Source organism: Parapedobacter pyrenivorans, from assembly GCF_014636865.1.
GTDB classification, from domain to species: Bacteria; Bacteroidota; Bacteroidia; order Sphingobacteriales; family Sphingobacteriaceae; genus Parapedobacter; species Parapedobacter pyrenivorans.
Genome location: NZ_BMER01000004.1, coordinates 159844 through 177077 on the forward strand (window position 1 = coordinate 159844; position 17234 = coordinate 177077).

The 17234-nt window shown below is 50.4% G+C and carries 18 protein-coding genes; 14 read left to right on the forward strand and 4 right to left on the reverse strand.

Features of this window, described 5'->3' with window-relative positions; all coding sequences use genetic code 11:
• Nucleotides 1-423 (forward strand): VOC family protein, encoded by a 423-nt coding sequence (locus IEV98_RS17785; protein ID WP_188507378.1) that lies wholly within the window; start codon nt 1-3, stop codon nt 421-423.
• A gap of 153 nt (nt 424-576) precedes the next feature.
• Here the strand turns inward: IEV98_RS17785 and vapB are convergent, their stop codons facing one another.
• Nucleotides 577-789 (reverse strand): type II toxin-antitoxin system VapB family antitoxin, encoded by a 213-nt coding sequence (gene vapB / locus IEV98_RS17790; RefSeq protein WP_188507379.1) that lies wholly within the window; start codon nt 787-789, stop codon nt 577-579.
• Between the two features lie 413 nt (nt 790-1202).
• Nucleotides 1203-1781 (reverse strand): DJ-1/PfpI family protein, encoded by a 579-nt coding sequence (locus IEV98_RS17795; protein ID WP_188507380.1) that lies wholly within the window; start codon nt 1779-1781, stop codon nt 1203-1205.
• Between the two features lie 287 nt (nt 1782-2068).
• Here IEV98_RS17795 and IEV98_RS17800 point away from each other — a divergent pair, with 287 nt between their 5' ends.
• The 6 genes from IEV98_RS17800 to IEV98_RS17825 all read left to right on the forward strand — a co-directional run bounded on the left by IEV98_RS17800 (nt 2069) and on the right by IEV98_RS17825 (nt 9941).
• Nucleotides 2069-2812, forward strand: a complete 744-nt coding sequence (locus IEV98_RS17800) for an SDR family oxidoreductase (protein WP_188507381.1) — start codon at nt 2069-2071, stop codon at nt 2810-2812.
• A 20-nt stretch (nt 2813-2832) separates the two neighbouring features.
• Nucleotides 2833-3747, forward strand: a complete 915-nt coding sequence (locus IEV98_RS17805; protein WP_188507382.1) for a helix-turn-helix domain-containing protein — start codon at nt 2833-2835, stop codon at nt 3745-3747.
• A gap of 154 nt (nt 3748-3901) precedes the next feature.
• On the forward strand, nt 3902-5323 hold the full coding sequence (locus IEV98_RS17810) for a sensor histidine kinase (RefSeq protein ID WP_188507383.1): 1422 nt from the start codon (nt 3902-3904) through the stop codon (nt 5321-5323).
• An 87-nt stretch (nt 5324-5410) separates the two neighbouring features.
• The gene (locus tag IEV98_RS17815; protein ID WP_188507384.1) at nt 5411-6091 is read left to right on the forward strand and encodes an FAD-binding oxidoreductase; all 681 of its coding nucleotides are present in this window, start codon (nt 5411-5413) and stop codon (nt 6089-6091) included.
• Nucleotides 6092-6135: 44 nt separating this feature from the next.
• Nucleotides 6136-7338, forward strand: coding sequence for an ATP-binding protein (locus tag IEV98_RS17820; protein ID WP_229738825.1), 1203 nt, complete (start codon nt 6136-6138; stop codon nt 7336-7338).
• A gap of 131 nt (nt 7339-7469) precedes the next feature.
• Nucleotides 7470-9941, forward strand: a complete 2472-nt coding sequence (locus IEV98_RS17825; protein ID WP_188507385.1) for a CHAT domain-containing protein — start codon at nt 7470-7472, stop codon at nt 9939-9941.
• Here IEV98_RS17825 and IEV98_RS17830 read toward each other — a convergent pair.
• Together IEV98_RS17830 and IEV98_RS17835 are read right to left on the reverse strand one after the other, a co-directional pair.
• Nucleotides 9924-10631: a hypothetical protein gene (locus IEV98_RS17830; protein ID WP_188507386.1), complete on the reverse strand. Its 708-nt coding sequence runs from the start codon at nt 10629-10631 to the stop codon at nt 9924-9926. The two genes, IEV98_RS17825 and IEV98_RS17830, sit on opposite strands and share 18 nt — an antisense overlap.
• 1 nt (nt 10632) lies before the next feature.
• Nucleotides 10633-11169, reverse strand: a complete 537-nt coding sequence (locus tag IEV98_RS17835) for an RNA polymerase sigma factor (protein WP_188507387.1) — start codon at nt 11167-11169, stop codon at nt 10633-10635.
• Between the two features lie 104 nt (nt 11170-11273).
• On the opposite strand from IEV98_RS17835, the gene IEV98_RS17840 reads away from it, so the two are divergent.
• Genes IEV98_RS17840 through IEV98_RS17870 form a run of 7 tightly spaced genes read left to right on the forward strand, consistent with a single transcriptional unit; the run spans nt 11274 to nt 17067 of the window.
• On the forward strand, nt 11274-12608 hold the full coding sequence (locus IEV98_RS17840) for an OmpA family protein (RefSeq protein ID WP_188507388.1): 1335 nt from the start codon (nt 11274-11276) through the stop codon (nt 12606-12608).
• 13 nt (nt 12609-12621) lie between these two features.
• Complete coding sequence (locus tag IEV98_RS17845; RefSeq protein ID WP_188507389.1) at nt 12622-13305, forward strand: hypothetical protein; 684 nt, start codon at nt 12622-12624, stop codon at nt 13303-13305.
• A 1-nt stretch (nt 13306) separates the two neighbouring features.
• Nucleotides 13307-14182, forward strand: coding sequence for a hypothetical protein (locus IEV98_RS17850; RefSeq protein WP_188507390.1), 876 nt, complete (start codon nt 13307-13309; stop codon nt 14180-14182).
• Nucleotides 14183-14194: 12 nt separating this feature from the next.
• Entirely contained in the window at nt 14195-14986 is a 792-nt protein-coding gene (locus IEV98_RS17855) for a hypothetical protein (RefSeq protein ID WP_188507391.1), read from the forward strand.
• Between the two features lie 23 nt (nt 14987-15009).
• The gene (locus tag IEV98_RS17860; RefSeq protein ID WP_188507392.1) at nt 15010-15360 is read left to right on the forward strand and encodes a DUF4870 domain-containing protein; all 351 of its coding nucleotides are present in this window, start codon (nt 15010-15012) and stop codon (nt 15358-15360) included.
• Nucleotides 15342-16097 carry a hypothetical protein gene (locus tag IEV98_RS17865; RefSeq protein ID WP_188507393.1) on the forward strand — a complete coding sequence of 252 codons (756 nt, stop codon included), beginning with the start codon at nt 15342-15344 and terminating at the stop codon, nt 16095-16097. Before IEV98_RS17860 ends, IEV98_RS17865 begins: the two co-directional genes overlap by 19 nt.
• Nucleotides 16084-17067 (forward strand): hypothetical protein, encoded by a 984-nt coding sequence (locus IEV98_RS17870; protein ID WP_188507394.1) that lies wholly within the window; start codon nt 16084-16086, stop codon nt 17065-17067. Before IEV98_RS17865 ends, IEV98_RS17870 begins: the two co-directional genes overlap by 14 nt.
• Nucleotides 17068-17234: the final 167 nt, after the last annotated feature.

Here is a 17234-nt window from a genome sequence, read left to right on the forward strand (position 1 = left end):
ATGAAAGCAAGAATTTCTGTACTCACATTAGGCGTTGCTGACTTGGAGCGGTCGGTTGCCTTTTACAGCGACGGCCTAGGCTTAGCAACCGAGGGTATTATCGGTACCGAATACGAAAATGGTGCGGTAGCGTTCTTTCGGTTGCAGGATGGCTTGCAACTAGCCCTATGGCCTTGGACGAGCATAGCCGCGGACACCGGCCTACCTGCAGGCGGCGGCAAGCCCGGTGCGTTTACCATTGGCCATAACGTGAGCAGTAAGACGGAAGTGGATCAGGTGATGGACCAGGCGACAAAAGCCGGAGCTGCCATCGTCAAACCACCGCAACAGACGTTTTATGGCGGTTATGCAGGTTACTTCCGGGATATTGATGGCCATCTGTGGGAAGTGGTCTGGAACCCTGCGCTGTCCGTGGAGGAATAAGACGCGCCCGCATCGCTGGGCTTAATGGACTGGCGATGCTGACTTAATTTGCGTCGGGATGATTTTCAATGGCTTCTAATGCCTTGGACGATAATGCTTTGTCTCCGTTAATGAACCAGATAAATGTATGGGTGTCCAATAAATTACCTGCCATTACATATAATCTTTGAAATCTTCCAGCGGCTCATCAAAATCATCACGCATCACAAACATACCTTTGGCGCTGCCGAATTTAGGCAAGGGCTTATTGTCTTTCTTTTTTCCTTTCTTAGCTTTTTGTTCGAGAAACTCAATAAAATCTACCACCTGGATTTTCATGGCATCAGGCAAATGATTCAGTTTTTTATATAATAACAAGCTATCCATCGTATAATGACTATGCTATGAATACAAACTTAGATAAATTACGTTTTATATGCAATTTAATCGCGTTGCATAAAAAGGAATTTATCGGTTTCTCCTCCTGCCAATGAAAGACATTATTTTAGAGGAAATATAAGCTTTTTTTGCTTGCAGAAAAAGATTCCGTTAAGCATAACCATTGGGTTTAGATCACAGAAGCCGTAGACATGTGTTCGACCCTCGCGCATTTTCTTGACGATAAAACTGGCATTGGAAGAGTCCTAGACCAGGCCCGTATACAATTCACAAAATAAATTAATCAGCTGGTTAGTCATGCTCAGCTAGGATAACTTGATTTTTGATAGCCTTTTAGGCTATCTTGAAGGGCAGGCGTATATTGCCTGCCCGCGAAGGGGCAAGCGATAATCGCGTCTATTTTACGACGATACCACAATGCCGAGCAATTTGTAGAATTCCCTTAAGATGGCCTGGTGCCCGGGCCACGCTGGGGATGTGACCAGGTTGCCATCTACCACAGCCTGGTCTGCGGGAATGTTTTTCCACGTTCCGCCGGCAAGTTCGATATCGGGCCCCACAGCGACATAGGCTGTCAGTGTTCTGCCGCTCAGTACTTTTGCGGCGGTTAATACCTGAATACCGTGGCAGATTGCCGCCACCGGCTTGTCGGCATCGAAGAAGTGCTTTGTGATTTCCAATACCCGCTTGTTGAGCCGGATGTACTCTGCCGACCGGCCGCCTGCGATATACAACCCGTCATATTCGGCGGGATCTACATCGTCAAAATTCTTGTTGATGGCGAAATTGTGGCCACGAAGCTCCTTGTACGTTTGATCGCCGGTGAAATCATGCACGGCGGTAGGTACCACCTCGCCACTTTTGCGGTCGGGCGCAATGGCATCAACCTCGATGCCAACGGATCCCATTGCCTGAAACGGAACCATTGCTTCGTAATCTTCCACGTAGTCTCCAACGACTAACAAAACTTTCTTTGCCATAATACTGTGCTTTTAGTGTAACTAATAAAACACCCAATTTACGACAATCTATTGGTTGTAATGTTGGTTTAATGTTAAAAAACCGATATGGGAATGAATGTTTCCAACAGTGAAATCGAGGAGCCCCATCTACGTGCCTGGTGCAAACGGAAGGCGGTAGTGGAGAAGCGGTGTGAAAATCAGACTTAACACGATTTGGCTACACCATTCGTTGATTTAGCTACGTCAAGAACTTGGTTGCGGCGCACCTTTGTATCCATGGTTTTAAACATAAAAATTTTAGAAAAATGGATGGTATCAAAGGAAAAGTAGTAGCCATTACCGGAGCGAGTAGTGGCATTGGTGAAGCAATTGCGCGTCATTTGGCAGGGCTGGGTGCCAGGGTGGTGCTGGGAGCAAGGCGTGTGGATAACCTGAAAGGCATTGTTGCGGCCATTTCGGCAGATGGTGGCCAAGCCGTGTACAAAAAATTGGACGTAACCGATACGGAAGATGTGCTTGCATTTGCAAACTATGCGGTAGAACAGTACGGCACGCTTGATGTGTTTGTAAACAATGCCGGATTGATGCCCCTTTCGATGGTGAACAACTACAAGGTTGCCGAATGGCACAGGATGATCGATGTAAATGTAAAAGGCGTGTTGCACGGCATTGCTGCGGCACTACCTATTTTTGAAGCGAAAGACAGCGGCCAGTTTGTAAATATTACTTCGGTTGGCGACCGATGGGTAGGACCCACGTCTACGGTATACAGCGCTACGAAATTTGCCGTTCGGGCCATTTCGGATGGGCTGCGCCAGGAAGTAAGCGGCAACATCAGGGTTACGCTCGTAGCGCCCGGACCAACGGAATCTGAATTGGCGGAAACCATTTCGGACCCTGCATTGAAACAACTGGCGATTGAAAAGTTTAGGACGGATTTACTGCCTGCCGCGGCTATTGCCCGCGCGGTAGCCTATGCGGTATCGCAGCCTGCGGATGTGGATGTGAACGAAATTGTTGTACGGCCAACGGCCCAAAAGGCATTATAAAAAAACCTTAAATTAGCAGGATGGAAAAGACATTTCGCTTTAATTCAATAGCTGAATTCCATGCCTTTTGTAATTTACCCGGTCCGGAACACCCCTTGATCAGCCTGATTGATTACAGCAAGGTTTCCTATCCGGTGGATGACAATGAGTTGAAATGGATACAGCATTTTTATTCCATTGGGTTAAAGCGGAATGTCTCTGGCAGGTTCAACTACGGGCAACAGCAATATGACTTTGATTCGGGCGTGCTGACCTTTATTTCGCCACTTCAATTTCTGAAGCTGGAGGTCGATCAGCAAGCCCAAGCGGAGCCGACAGGTTGGCTGTTGCTCATTCATCCCGATTTTTTGTGGGGCACCACATTAGCGAAGAAGATCAGGTCTTACGATTTTTTTCAGTATGCCGTAAACGAGGCACTTTTCCTTTCGGACAAAGAAGAACAAGTGATTGCGGATATACTGCAACAGATTGAAAAAGAATACCAATCCAATATAGATAAATTCAGCGGGGAGCTTATCGTAGCCCAACTGGAAATGCTGCTCATCTATTCGGAGCGCTACTATGAACGCCAGTTTCTTACCCGTAAAAAATCGACCCACGAATTGCTGGAGCGATTTGAACTGGCGCTTGCCCGGTATTTTGAAGGTGGAAAGTTACTGGAAAAGGGGACTCCAACGGTGACGGCCATTGCGGAGCAACTGCATATTTCTCCCAATTACTTAGGGAGTTTGTTACGGATTTATACCGGGCAAAGTACCCAACAGCTCATCCGGAACAAACTGATCGATCATGCCAAAGAACGGTTAAGTACGACGAATCTGTCGATCAGTGAAATTGCGTACGAATTGGGATTTGAACACCCGCAATCATTCAGCAAATTGTTCAAGCAAAAAACCAATCAATCACCATTGGAGTTTAGGCAGTCATTTAATTAAAGCTAGGTGCTGCCCAAGTAAAGATGCCCCAAGACCAGGATGCCTGCTTGTTGCTAATGACCGCAACTTTTATCGTCAGGTTTAAAAAAATGCTAATTTTCAACTATGTTTGTCTTATCATTATAGGCTGGACATTTTGTTGAGAAATAAATTAATGGAGTCGATTGTTGCCGCACGCTGGCGATACTGGAACGGCCTGGTCGGTAAACCTGATGAAATGCCCCGCCAGAACCGTGGGTTTAACGTGGTGTCGATATTCACATTTCTATTGTTGGCTATCCTGATACCGCTCGATTGGTATTTGGGGCTCACCGAAATCGCCATGGTACTCATCGTTACCGAAGGGATGATTCTCCTGATGTATGGCCTCTCGCGATGCCGCGGATGGTATCAAACGGGTTTACACGTGTACATGGCTTGGAGCTACTTACTAATCACGTTCGTTTTTCTATATAACGGAGGAAGTGACGGACCGGCTCTCTATTTTTTTCTCCTGTCTTATCAGCTGGTAATGGTTTTTGCAAGTGAACGCCTGCAACCGGTGGGCTTGGTATTGCACCTTGTCTTTCCTGTTGGCTTGTTGGTGCTCGAATATGTCAATCCGGCGATTATAATGGCCGGTTACCAATCTGAAGACGCCCGGTATATCGACCTGATTACATCGCTACCCATTATCGTTGTTTCGATTTTTTTAACCACGAGATACCTTAGGAGGGCCTACGACCGTGAGCGGGCTGCGGCCGAAGCTCGGGCAAAGCTGATCGAGCATCAGAGCGAGCGCATCAGAAACCAAAACCGGTTGCTGCAGGAGGCTAACCGTGAGAAATTGGAGTTGATATCAATTTTGGGTCACGACCTACGGAATCCGCTGAACGCCATTACCGGCACACTTGAAATCTTATCGGAAGAAATGCTTCCTCCCGAACAGGGTAGGGCGCTGAGAGCGGATTTGTTGGTGGCAGCACGCAATACGTCAGACCTGTTGAATAATGTGCTCTCCTGGGTGCTTGCACAGATAAAAGGGATTAAACCTGTATTTACAGCAGTGGCACCAATAGCCGTGATTGAGCGGGTGCTGGATGTACAGCGGTTTATCGCTGAGAAAAAGGGAATACACATTCAGGTGGATGCTGACGTTGGTGCCCATATAAATGCCGATGTGGAAATGCTGGAACTGGTTGTCCGCAACCTCATCAGCAACGCCATCAAGTTTACGGAGCAGGGCGGTTTGGTAAACGTGGGCGTGACTGAAAATCCCGAACAAGAAGAATGTACGATCTTTGTGCGCGATAACGGCGTGGGGATGACAGCGGACGATATCAGTGCGATTTTCAACGGTCAGATCCAGTCGACATACGGAACGGAAAGCGAGAAGGGAATCGGTTTGGGCTTATTCTTGTGCCGCGAGCTGACCCAACGGCTGAACGGAAGGATAACCGTGGAAAGTGTGCCCACTATGGGCTCTACCTTCTACCTCACGTTGCCGAGCGCTCATCCGACTATGGCCAGTGACCCGGAAATCACCCCGGTGTCTGGCGGCGAAGCATATGCGAAGGTTGGATTGCAACCGCTGTGATATCCGATCGCCACTTTATTGCTGTTTTCCTAATTTAGTTGTAGTTTGCGGAACGAAAAAGGACTAAGCTAAGCGAGATTATACAGCATGACAACCAACATCGTTACCGACATTTACGATTTAAAGATTTTAGATACCAACTACGTGACGCATAACGTAAAACGTTTTGTGTTGGAAAAACCTGCCGATTTTTCGTACATCCCCGGGCACTCCACGCGTCTAGCTGTTAATGCGCCGGGATGGGAGGACCAGTGGCGCAGTTTTTCCTTTACGTCGCTTAATTCTTGGGACTACCTGGAGTTTATAATAAAAATCCATAACGATCATAACGGTGTTACGCAGCAATTGGGCAAGCTGAATGCAGGGACTTCCATACGGATGAAAGATGTATTCGGGACCATCGATTATAAAGGTCCCGGTATTTTTATTGCAGGCGGTACCGGTATTACGCCGTTTATAGCCATCTTCCGGGCCTTATTCTACAGTGGCAATATGCGAAACATTGGCTTGTTCTATTCCAATCATTATCACAGCGATGTAATTCTGCACGAGGAACTTACGCAGATGATCGGTAAAAATTACGCCAATTTTTTCAGTAAAGAGGGCGTAATCGGTTTTGGTGAAAAAAGAATAGACCGCGATTTCCTGGTGAAGGCCATAGGCGATTTTGATAAACGGTTTTATGTGTGTGGGCCGGAAGCATTCGTTGATGACATTAGTGGATACTTAATAGAGCTTGGCGCACGCATGGATGCGATCATTATCTAAGCTATTGGATTTACTCAATATATTGAGTAATTTTACTCAGTGTATTGAGTAAAATTGAAACCATGTTTGAGCGGCCTTATTTGCAAGTACTTAAATCTCGGATTAGTGAGCTTAGAAATTTCATTCAGTTGGTAATGGGCCCCCGACAAGTGGGAAAAACTACACTGGTGACCCAATTGACGGCTAGCTATCAGCACGCTTTCCATTTCGTTACGGCCGATGCGGTGCCGGCAGCGGGGACCGTTTGGTTGGAGCAACAATGGGAAACGGCAAGGCTGATGATGGCGCAACAGCGGGCTTCCGAATTTTTGCTCGTAATCGACGAAATCCATAAGATTGCTAATTGGAGCGAAACGGTTAAACTGCTGTGGGATACCGATACCCGTGAGGGGCGCAATTTGAAGCTGATCCTATTGGGTTCTTCTAGGCTTTTATTGCAGCAAGGGCTCACCGAATCGTTGGCCGGTAGGTTTGAGACGTCTTATTTGGGCCATTGGTCTTTTAGCGAGATGCGCGACGCGTTTGGCTGGGACGTGTCAACCTATGTATGGTTTGGCGGATATCCGGGGGCTGCATTGCTTAAAGGTGACGAGGACCGTTGGAAAAGGTATGTATACGATTCGTTGATCGAGACGAGTATTTCGCGTGATATCCTGATGCTGACGCGTGTAGACAAACCGGCATTGATGAGACGGTTGTTCGAGATGGGATGCATTTATTCGGGAAAGATAATGGCCTATTCCAAAATGCTGGGCCAGCTTGTGGATGCCGGTAATACGACGACCTTGGCGCATTACCTGGATTTGCTCAACACGGCAGGTTTACTCGGCGGTTTGGAAAAGTACGATCCAAAATTAATCCGCAAACGGTCATCTAGTCCGAAATTCCAGGTACATAATACGGCGTTGATCAGCGCGCAGCGGGATGAGCAGTTTTCAGAAATCCGTCAAAAGCCGGATGAGTGGGGACACATGGTAGAATCTGCCGTTGGAGCACATTTGATCAATAGCGCCTATGCTGGGGGATATAACATCCACTATTGGCGGGAAGGGGGGCATGAAGTCGACTTTGTATTGGAGCGCCGGGGCAAGGTGGTGGGGCTGGAGGTGAAGAGCGGGAGAACGCAGACCGGCGTTAGTATGCCTGCATTCCGAAAGGCAACAGAGCCGGATAAGGTGTTGTTGATCGGAACATCAGGCATTCCGTGGGAAACATTTCTGGCGATGGATCCGCTGGAGTTGTTTTGAAGTTCGGAATCCTTGCTGAACTTTTTGTAAATTGGCGGACGAAAATAACTAGCTGCCATGTATTCCTGCGCTACCTATACCGTTGAACGGAACACCCATTCCAGGTCGTTGATCATAGGAGGGAAATCGGCTTGAAAATCGGAATGATCGTCATGGTGCTCATGAGTTGGCTATTGCAGGCAGGCGATACCGGCCTGAACGGTAAGCCAGACGAGTGGAAAGCCCAGGCGGACTCCCTTCACCAAGCTGGATTGGCGTTGAGCGACCAGGGCGATGATTCCAGTGCCGTGGTGCGTTATGAAAAAGCGCTGGGACTGTATGAAGCTCGCGCTGGCGATCCCGACCAGCTTATGGGGTTGTTGTATAACGACCTGGCCTATTCTTATGGGAGTCTATATGTCCCGTATTATTCGCTGGATTATTTCCGTAAAGCCGTAGAGATATGGGAATCGATCGAACTGGATGACGATGGGGTGGACAACCTCATTTCGGGTTACCAGAATCTGACGTTCGAACTGATCGGATACGGTGACTTGAAAGCTGCCGACACGATACGGAAGCGGATGAATAGCCGGTTTTACGGGCATTACGTTCGAGGTGGGCGGCCGTCGCTCACCGATCCGTCCTACCGCAAACCGCGGAGTATGCACCTGCTCGGAAACGTACGCGTGCTGGCAGCCCAGGGGCACTTGGAAACGGCGTATGCCTATGTGGATACCATGCACCGGGAAATCGATGATCTGGGTATCGTTTTGGCGGCATACAAGATCCTGTTTGATAATGCCTATGAGCAAGGTGATGATTCACTTACCGTGCGGTTTGCACAACAAGCGCTGCCCATCGCCGATAGGTATGATAGCCCGTTTTACCGGTTGGCTTGCTATGCCAAGCTTGCAACGGTGTATCATCGGATGGAACAATACGAACAGGCACTGACCTATGTGATCCGGGCGGAGCAAAGCATGGTATTCGATTCGTTTTCGGCCAGTAAATATGCGGTGCAAACCATCAAGGCGATGATTCTCAGTGGAATGGATAAATGGGAGGAAGCCCAGCGGCTTGTGGAGGCATCGATAGGAGAGATTGTCCGAAACCAAGCGGATCGGACAATCCCGCTTGCGGAGCTAACAGCAGCAGATCTGGGTGACCTTTCGTCTTATACCTTTATCCGCGTGCTTACCGAAAGCTCACGGATACTATACGATGGTTACCGCCGTGATGGCCGGAAGGAAACCTTCCGCAAGGCGGCGAATTTATACCAGGCATCGGCTGGGATGTTTAATCGGTATTACCTAAAGGGCGAATATACCGATCTGATTGATGGCCTGCACCTGGAAATCATGGAGGGGTTGCTTACCCTGAGCATGGATGAACCGGAGGGGGCGGTCGATTACCTGAGCTTGATCGAGCAGAATGCTTCGCAGCACTTGATTAGGGAGTTTGAAAAGAAGCTGCGGGTGAAGCAGGAATCTCAAGGGCAGGACGTGGCTCAGGCCTTTGACGTACGCCGAGTTTTGGCGACACTGGAACCGGAAGAATCGATGGTGAAATTTCATGTAGCCAGCGAATACGTTTACCGAACCCGAATCACTGCGGACGGTGTGACGGTATTCCGTGTTGCCCGCGTGGATTCGCTCAAGTCATCGGTGTTTCGCTATGCCACGGCGCTCCGCGGACTGACCGAAGGATACGAGCAGTTATCAGATTCGTTGCACCGCGTACTCCTCGGGGACCATGCCGGTAAGATGACGACGTTGATCCCTGATAATTTCTTGAACTACATTCCCTTTGAGAGTTTGTATGATGCCCGCTTGGGGAAATTTATCGGTGAAACCCAGGCAATAAGCTATGCATATTCGCTTCCGGTCTGGCTGTTGCATCGCCAGGCTTCTTTTCCTGCGCTCGATGCCGTAAGGCTGGGCGTTTTTTCTCCGAGCTATCAGGTCAATGACCTGCGGCACGCCCGTGAGGAAGCGGGGCGTGTGGCGGCAATTTTCGGGGGCGACCGCTTTATTTCAAGCGATGCGACCAAGCGCGCGTTTCTGGATCGGCGGGGCGACTACGACGTATTGCATTTTGCCATGCATTCTTTTTTTTATGAGGATGATTTCAGTGAGTCGTGCCTGGTATTCAACGGTGCGGAAAAGCTGTATTTTTCTGAATTGCATGCCCTCCATATCCCTGCCCGCATGGCGGTGCTCAGCGCCTGCAACACGGGGAACGGTAAATTGGTGAAGGGGGAGGGCGTGATGAGCTTATCCCGCGCGTTTGCCTATGCCGGTGTGGCGAGCACGGTGGTGAGTTTATGGCAGGCGCCGGATAAGGAAACCGCCGAAATTATGACGTCGTTTTATGAAGGAATCGCACAGGGACTTTCTAAATCGTCGGCAATGGCCCAGGCAAAGCGTGCATTTATCGAAAATAATCCGATGAAACGGCACCCGTTTTTCTGGGCGGGCTTTGTAGTCAATGGTGATGATTCGCCATTGGTCGTGCCACGCCGACAGGGCATGGCTTGGATGGGCGTTGGTGTGGGGCTGGTGTTGGCGATCCTGGTGTCCCTTGGGTTTGTATACCGGAAACGGCTACAACCGCGACAATAATTCGCGGGCGGTCTGCCCCAGGGGTGTAGTACCTTGTGCCAATTCTTCCAATAACCCGCGAGCTTGCGTACGATCGTCCAACCGCAGCAAGGCCAGTGCCCGGTACCAGCATGCATAGGCGTACAGGGGGCTATCGGCCGGGTATTGCGCGAGTACCGATTCGGCATCGGCAAAGCGACCAAGTTCGAGAAGGGAAACCCCTCGATAAAGCAGCGCATAGACCTCTCCGGTATCCCGATGTAGCATTTCGAATAGCTCCTCCGCGCGGACATAATCGGCCCGGTCATAAGCACGGAAGGCCGCTTGTGCGGTGGTTTCCGTAAGTTCACCCCGTACCGTTGGCATGACAGTATTGGGGTAAGCCTGGTAGTATTCGGCATAGAGGGCGGGTGCCGACGACGTCCGCTGCCATAGCCAGGTGCCGCCGCCAACTACCAGTAAAACCGCGGCCGCTGCACCGATCCACCAGCGTAAACGGGGTGCGGCGTTGTGCTTCTTTTGCTCATGGTTACGGAGTAGCTGCTTTAGTTGTGCCCGTTCGGTTAGCACGATGGCCTGCCGTACCTCCCGTTGGAACTCGACTTCCCGTGCAAAATCCGCGTCTGCCGCCAACAGTTGCGCAAACGCCTGCTGTTGCTCGGCCGTGAGCGTACCTTCGAAATATCCCGTTATCAGCGCTTCGTGCTGCATATCATTTCCCTTTTGTTAGCTCCTTCAGCTGTTTGAGACAGCGTGATTTCTGGCTTTTCAATACATCCTTGTTGGTATAACCCAATTGTGCCTGGATTTCGTCCAGTTTTTTGCCTTCGTAATAAAATAGCCGCAAGACTTTACGGCATTGATCGCCCAACTGCTGAAAGCCCTCCCGGAGCAATGCAACCCGGTCGTGATGGAGGGTTTCATCGTATAGCGGGTCGGGTATTTCCGCGACATCGTCCGTGAGGACTTGCTGCTTCGCCGTTTTTTTCAGCCTGTTTAATATCATGTATTTACCTACTCCAAACAGGTAGGTTTTGATACTGCTTTTCAGGGCGTCCAGCCGGCCTTGCTGCGCGCGCTCCCAAAGCACGATCACCGCATCCTGGTAAATATCCAATAGCTCTTCGGACGCTAGCGGATACCTTACTGCAAACCGGATAAAGTCGGTCTTATAAGCATCATATATCCGGATAATTGCACGATCCGAGCCGTTTCTCAATCCATCAAGAAGAACGCTGTCTTTTTCCATTAGTAGTTGATCGGCGGCAAAGTAAACAAAAGTTTTATTTTTTTTCACGCGGCATGTTTACTTTTTCCCGTACGGCACACTAATGGGAAAATATTGTATTTGCCATGAAAGGAAAATTGCTTGTACTGCCTATTTCATTGATTACGTATGTCGTTATGGGCCAAGAATCGGTTGGCGAACGCGTTGTGAACCGAACGAAGGAAACGACGATCCGAAAAACAGAAGATAAGATCGACGAGAAAGTCGACAATACGCTAGATAAGGTTTTCGATGGATCGATCTTCAAGAAGAAAAAGAAAAAAAGCGGTGACGGAAATGCCTCGACTGCGAAAAAGTCGTCCCGAAAACAATCCTCGGGTGGCAGCAATGCATCGGATGACGACGATACCGATTTCAGCAGTTACCGCGATTTCGATTTCGTGCCGGGCACGCAGACACTGTTTTTCGAGGATTTCTCCAATTCATCACTAGGCAGCGGCGCTACACAATGGACGGTTACCGGTAATAAGGGGGAGCCGGCCATAACGACTATTCCCGGTAGTGAAAATCGATGGTTGCGCACACCCATGGAAGGGCTCAGTTTTCCGAACGCCTTCAATGACTTTCCGGAGGAGTTTACACTGGAATTTGATATGTATGCAGATCCGGCAACGATGAACGAGATGATGAGTGGGCTGAAGGTAGGGATTGTGAAAAAGATGGCCGATCGATCGGAGTACGACCAGTGGTTCAGCAGCGAACCTGAAATTACGTTGGATATTCATCCTTCAGGGGAGAAAGGCGCGCTTAATCTTCGTGCAGTGACTGAATATAACGGAAATCTTACGCAAGAAGAAATGACCTTGCACGATAGTACCAACCGGGATGGATGGTTGAATGGTGAAGTAAACCGCATCTCTATCGCTCGGAACGGTAAAGCGATTGCTTTGTATGTCAACGAAACCAAGTATATCGACTTACCTAATGGGCTTCCCAAGCCCGGTCCGTACGGATTGGTTTTTGCAAATAACATGTGGGGTGATGGTACGTATCTGACCAACGTCCGCGTAGGTGGTGGCGGTGCGGTAACGGCCAAGACCGTGAACAAGGAAATCGCGACCGAGAAAAAATTTATTTCGCGTACGATTTACTTCGACGTAAATTCGGCGCGTATCAAACCTGAATCATGGGCTACATTGAATGAAATCGCCAACGCCATCGGCGGAATGCCCGGCAACTTCCACATCGTTGGCCATACGGATAGCGATGGCGCAGAAGCGGCCAATTTGACGCTATCCATCCGCCGTGCGGCATCCGTAAAGAATGCCTTGGTAGGCGAATTCGGGTTGGATGGTGCACGACTGACGACCGACGGTAAGGGCGAAACGGAACCCGTGGAGTCGAATGAGACAATCGCCGGCAAAGCGCAGAACAGGCGCGTCGAATTCATTCAACAGTAATCGTCGGTTAGCCATGAAGCGAATTTTCAATCGGACATCGCAGTGGTTTGCGGCCCTGCTGATCGGTGGGTGCATTGTCGTTTCCTGCGCGGGGAATGCGGACAAAGCAGTTGTTCCTTCGTCATTTGACGGTGCAGCGTTGCTAGCTGCCGCTGGTCAGCTCGACGAGTTAATTGCTATCGGTGATATCGCGGAGTTGGCGGGTATCCCAGCGGAGCGCATTGCCCGGCATGTGGAAGATTATGATAATCATCCATCGAAGAAGAAACTGGCCTACCATTGGGAGGCTCCGGGGGGCATTTCGTTTACCACGCTTACGGGCGAAGCGGTAAACCTGCCCAAGCATCATTCGATCGGTATTGCCAACCTGGAGGCCATGGATTTGGCCACGTTCGAACGGCGATACCTGACTTCTGCCGGGATCAAAGCGGCGATCGATGCGCTGGTCAACGATACTTCGGTGAATGCCGATGTGGCGATCGCCCAAACGGCTTACTTGGCCGATGTGGCCAAGAATCTCTCACTGGAACAACTGGAAGGCGTCGGCGAAGCGGCCGTTTGGGAGTTACCCACACAGGTGTTGCATGTCTTCGCGGATGGCGCGGCATTTACCGTCACGACCAATTTTGGGGATGATCCGGCAGTAAATAAGCGGAAAGCAATCAGCTTTGCGCGAATGATTTTTAACAATCAATAAAATGAAGATCGTATTGACAATGCTGGTCATTGGATTTTTGACAATGGCCGCTCATGGAAATGATAACATATTGCAGGCAACCTGCGTCTCCGGCGAAGGGTGTACCTTCCGGTTGCTGGATGTAACGGGCGAGGAAATGGACTTGGTTTTAGATACCGACAAGGTTTATTCCTCCATCGGTGGTGACGATTTGCTGGTGCATGCGAAGGTAGGGGATGACTGGAAGACCTACGTTGAGCGTGATTTGACACGCGGCGAGCTGGATCGATTGTATGGCGGTGATGGCTATACGATGATTTACCTGTTCGATCCGCAGGTACAGCCCAAAGACGGTGCATGGAAAGGCGGTACGGGAACGCCGGTAGCTTCGCCCTGCGTGGCCGATATCGGAAGTTACCTGGGGAGGATACAGGGGTTGCATAAGGCGGGGACGATCCGGTTCCCGAAGCCTTTCAAGCCTGAATTTTTGCTTAATAATGCCTACATGCGCTGGGTAACCGTTGCGCCCAACCGATTCCGGGGCTTGATGGATTTCGGTGGGGGGATGGCGAGCCCCATGAAGTTGGTGTACAACGCGACCATCGTAAACGATGAATTGATCGAGGGTGCTTTCGAAATTACCGTATCCGTTCCAGCGCAGGCACCGTGCCATGTCACCGTGCCGGTTTCGTTTGCCTGCGTGATTGCAGCCGATGAGGAAGCGGGGGATCCGCTCCATGAAAACCAAGAAGATGACCTGCTGCCGGTACGATCTAAGGGTGACCCGGTGGACGAATTGTTGCCCGTGAAGCCCAAAGGGGGCGAAGATGACCTGCTCCCGGTTAAATCGAAGGGTAATCCGGATGAATTGTTACCTGTGAAATCCAAAAACAACTAACGATAGCTACCAATGAACAAAAACACATTCCTGATCCCGATGGTCGCCATCGGCTTGGCGGCCGGTGCCTGCGGCGAGGGAAACAACAAGAACAACGGCGGTAAAATCGGCGGCATCGACGTGGACGATGCCATCGCAGCTGCCGAAAAACGCCGCGAGGCGGACCCGGATGCAGCTGGGGGTAACGAATGCCTGCTGGCTTTCCAAGAAAAATACGACGAGTTGCTCACTAAGGACCTCGTGTTGGCGCTGACCGGATTTGACGAAAGCAAGATGGACGTGAAATACACGAAGATCATGAAGCCGGAACACCACAGCGTCAATTATACGTTCGATAATCAGCGCGTCCGGGAGCGGGGTGGCTATACGATGCCGTTTAAGGATAATGTGCAGTTGGGCAGCATCAAAGCCATGTCGCTGAAGCAGTTCAACGATTCCTACCGTGCGGTGACGGCCGAAGAGGATGCTGTGGTCGACGACGTGTTGGAAGACCTGAACGACGGCAAGGTTACCGATCCAGACGCGCGGGAAGCACTGGGCAACCTGGAGAAGCAGGGTGTGGATAAGGAGACCGCCAAACAAGTCACAGGAACGCTCCGTGGTGCCTTCAAGAAAATAGCGGAAGGCTACCGCAGGGTGGAGGGGCTTGGCGATGTGGCCGTCTGGAATGTAGAGACCCGGGAGTTGGTGGTGTTGGAAAACGGGGTGAAGTTCAACCTGCAGGTGGATACCAAAGATACCGATGACGACAACAAGGCGATGGCCATCGAATTAGCGCGAAGACTACTGGATGCCTGTAATTGAGGAGACATAACGAGTGAGAAACCATGGAAAATAACCATCAACAATCCGTTGCCGTTGGGCAGCAACCCGACAAGTCCGTTGCGATCATCGCATACCTTACGCTGATTGGACTCATCGCGGCGTTCGTGATGAACAATGAAAAGCGGCAGCGCTTCGCCGCCTATCACATCCGGCAGAGTCTCGGCATCATGCTCACGGGCTTGGCCCTGGGCATGATCAACATCATTCCGATCCTCGGGTGGATCGTCTGTATCATCGGGGTGATCTTTCTTTTCGTATGCTGGGTTATCGGGTTAATCGCGGCGCTCAACGGACAAGAGAAAGCCGTGCCTGCAGTAGGGAAATATTTTCAGGAATGGTTCAAGTCGGTTTAATAGCAGGCTTGGGGCTGCTCGCCATTGCGTGCAGCCTGCCGGAAGTGCAGCAGCGGCCCGCCGTGGCTGCCTCGGATTTCGCGGTTGCGGATGTGATGGTCGGCGTGCCGTCGGTATATGACCGGTACACGTTTTACCATTCGTGGCATTGGGAGTATGAAAACACGTGGATCCCCGAAGGCGAACAAGGCCGGTCCGGCGTGATGACGGTTTACCATAATGATCGTACCGGTGCTTGGCTGTTTACATCCGAGGCATATGGGGTTACCGATGAGATGGCAGATTGGATATTGGCACTGCCTACGGGCGAATACATCACGGCGTATAGCGACGCGGAAGGCCATCGTGGATTGTTGCGTGATACGCTTGAATTTCCCGTATCCGATGACGCGCTCGCCGGGTGGCTGCAACCCTCGGGCGACGACCAGGTTTTTGGCGCAAATAACTACGGTTGGCCTACCCTGCAAGGCGTAGCCTATGAGGTTGACTACCAGAAAACGGAAGAACATAGCACGGTTTGGGTGGCCGATACGGCGGTGGATATGCGTGCACTCGTCCATTTCAACAGGCGGGTCGCCGACGCCAAACTTCCGGTGCATTTCATGCCGGATTTGCCGGCGGGGAAAATCGAGGTTGCCGCCGATACCGAATCGGCCATACGCCGCGTGCGCCATCGGCTGACCGCGATTTCAGATAACTATTATGAAATAAATTTAAATGACTATGACCAGAAATAGGATGGGGGCACGGTTTAAAGTCGGCCTATTGGTTTGCTTGGCCTTGCTGCTCAGCTGCACATCGAAGGAGCGCGAAATCATCAAGACCGAAACAGTGGCGACTTGTGCCGCCGAAGCAGGCTGCACGTTTTATTCAATAGCCCTTACGCGTGCTGAGATCGATCAATTGTTGAATAAGAACAATTTCTTTGCGGCGGCTAAAGCCGAGGCGGTGCTCGTATTGGTTGAGTGCGCACCCGTGATCGAGGAAGACCAAAGCCTTGAAGTCATCGACGGGAAATACGGTGGCACTGGCGAAGTACAATGGGGAGAAGGGTTTGATGTTAAAAATTACCTGATACAACATGCTTGTTTTACGTTCCCGAACAACACCAAGCGCATTGATTTTAGAGCAATGGATAAAGCGCAGGGCAGAACCCTTCAAGGCCATTCTTTTCTAAACTTAAAAGAGCGGGAAGCGTTTATACCGAGCGAAACGTTTGTGGGGATGCTCCCGGAAGCAGAAGGAGCTGTACAGGTTGATGTGTTTATGAGAGACCGGGTGATGATCCAATATATGATAGATCCGGAAGGCAATAAATGGGAGATTCGAATGGACATCGGTATGACGTATGGACCGTCACCCGAGGATGTAGCTGATTTGGCGCATTTTGAAGCACATTTCAAGAAAACGGGGAACCGCGTCCCTTTCCTTCAAACCGCGCTGTATTCAGAAGAATACAAAGGGAAGGATGCTGAGGGGGCTGATATGAATATTTGGCTGGTGCCCTCTACGGATGTCATATTGCCGCCGGACGAATTTGCCATGGTGGGCTTTTTGAACATCGGTTATATCCAACTTGGCGGGGTTACGTACCTGATGCATAAATTTACCAGCAGCGTGTTTGACGTCGAGGTGACCGGCATCCAGGATGGCGAGTATAGCTTTGATCCGACGGGGTACAAGCCTTTTTCAATGCCGGGGTTTTAAATCCCTGTTCATGTGCTTATTTCTTAATGGTACGTCTTCTAATTTTAACCCACACGCTGGCGATTTGTTTACGTGGTGACGGTGTATTCGGAATTCTGTGACATTGACCGGTATCGTCTCCGCAGACCACGAGGTTGCTGGATTGTAGCCGTGGTGTTTCATTGGCC

Coding starts and splice junctions, on each gene's coding strand:
- IEV98_RS17830 (WP_188507386.1), bottom strand. CDS start 10,631: ATGCAGCACGAAGCGCTGATAACGGGATATTTCGAAGGTACGCTCACG.
- IEV98_RS17795 (WP_188507380.1), bottom strand. CDS start 1,781: ATGGCAAAGAAAGTTTTGTTAGTCGTTGGAGACTACGTGGAAGATTAC.
- IEV98_RS17815 (WP_188507384.1), top strand. CDS start 5,411: ATGACAACCAACATCGTTACCGACATTTACGATTTAAAGATTTTAGAT.
- IEV98_RS17860 (WP_188507392.1), top strand. CDS start 15,010: ATGGAAAATAACCATCAACAATCCGTTGCCGTTGGGCAGCAACCCGAC.
- IEV98_RS17805 (WP_188507382.1), top strand. CDS start 2,833: ATGGAAAAGACATTTCGCTTTAATTCAATAGCTGAATTCCATGCCTTT.
- IEV98_RS17870 (WP_188507394.1), top strand. CDS start 16,084: ATGACCAGAAATAGGATGGGGGCACGGTTTAAAGTCGGCCTATTGGTT.
- IEV98_RS17840 (WP_188507388.1), top strand. CDS start 11,274: ATGAAAGGAAAATTGCTTGTACTGCCTATTTCATTGATTACGTATGTC.
- IEV98_RS17845 (WP_188507389.1), top strand. CDS start 12,622: ATGAAGCGAATTTTCAATCGGACATCGCAGTGGTTTGCGGCCCTGCTG.
- IEV98_RS17865 (WP_188507393.1), top strand. CDS start 15,342: ATGGTTCAAGTCGGTTTAATAGCAGGCTTGGGGCTGCTCGCCATTGCG.
- IEV98_RS17850 (WP_188507390.1), top strand. CDS start 13,307: ATGAAGATCGTATTGACAATGCTGGTCATTGGATTTTTGACAATGGCC.
- IEV98_RS17835 (WP_188507387.1), bottom strand. CDS start 11,169: ATGGAAAAAGACAGCGTTCTTCTTGATGGATTGAGAAACGGCTCGGAT.
- vapB (WP_188507379.1), bottom strand. CDS start 789: ATGGATAGCTTGTTATTATATAAAAAACTGAATCATTTGCCTGATGCC.
- IEV98_RS17785 (WP_188507378.1), top strand. CDS start 1: ATGAAAGCAAGAATTTCTGTACTCACATTAGGCGTTGCTGACTTGGAG.
- IEV98_RS17855 (WP_188507391.1), top strand. CDS start 14,195: ATGAACAAAAACACATTCCTGATCCCGATGGTCGCCATCGGCTTGGCG.
- IEV98_RS17800 (WP_188507381.1), top strand. CDS start 2,069: ATGGATGGTATCAAAGGAAAAGTAGTAGCCATTACCGGAGCGAGTAGT.
- IEV98_RS17810 (WP_188507383.1), top strand. CDS start 3,902: ATGGAGTCGATTGTTGCCGCACGCTGGCGATACTGGAACGGCCTGGTC.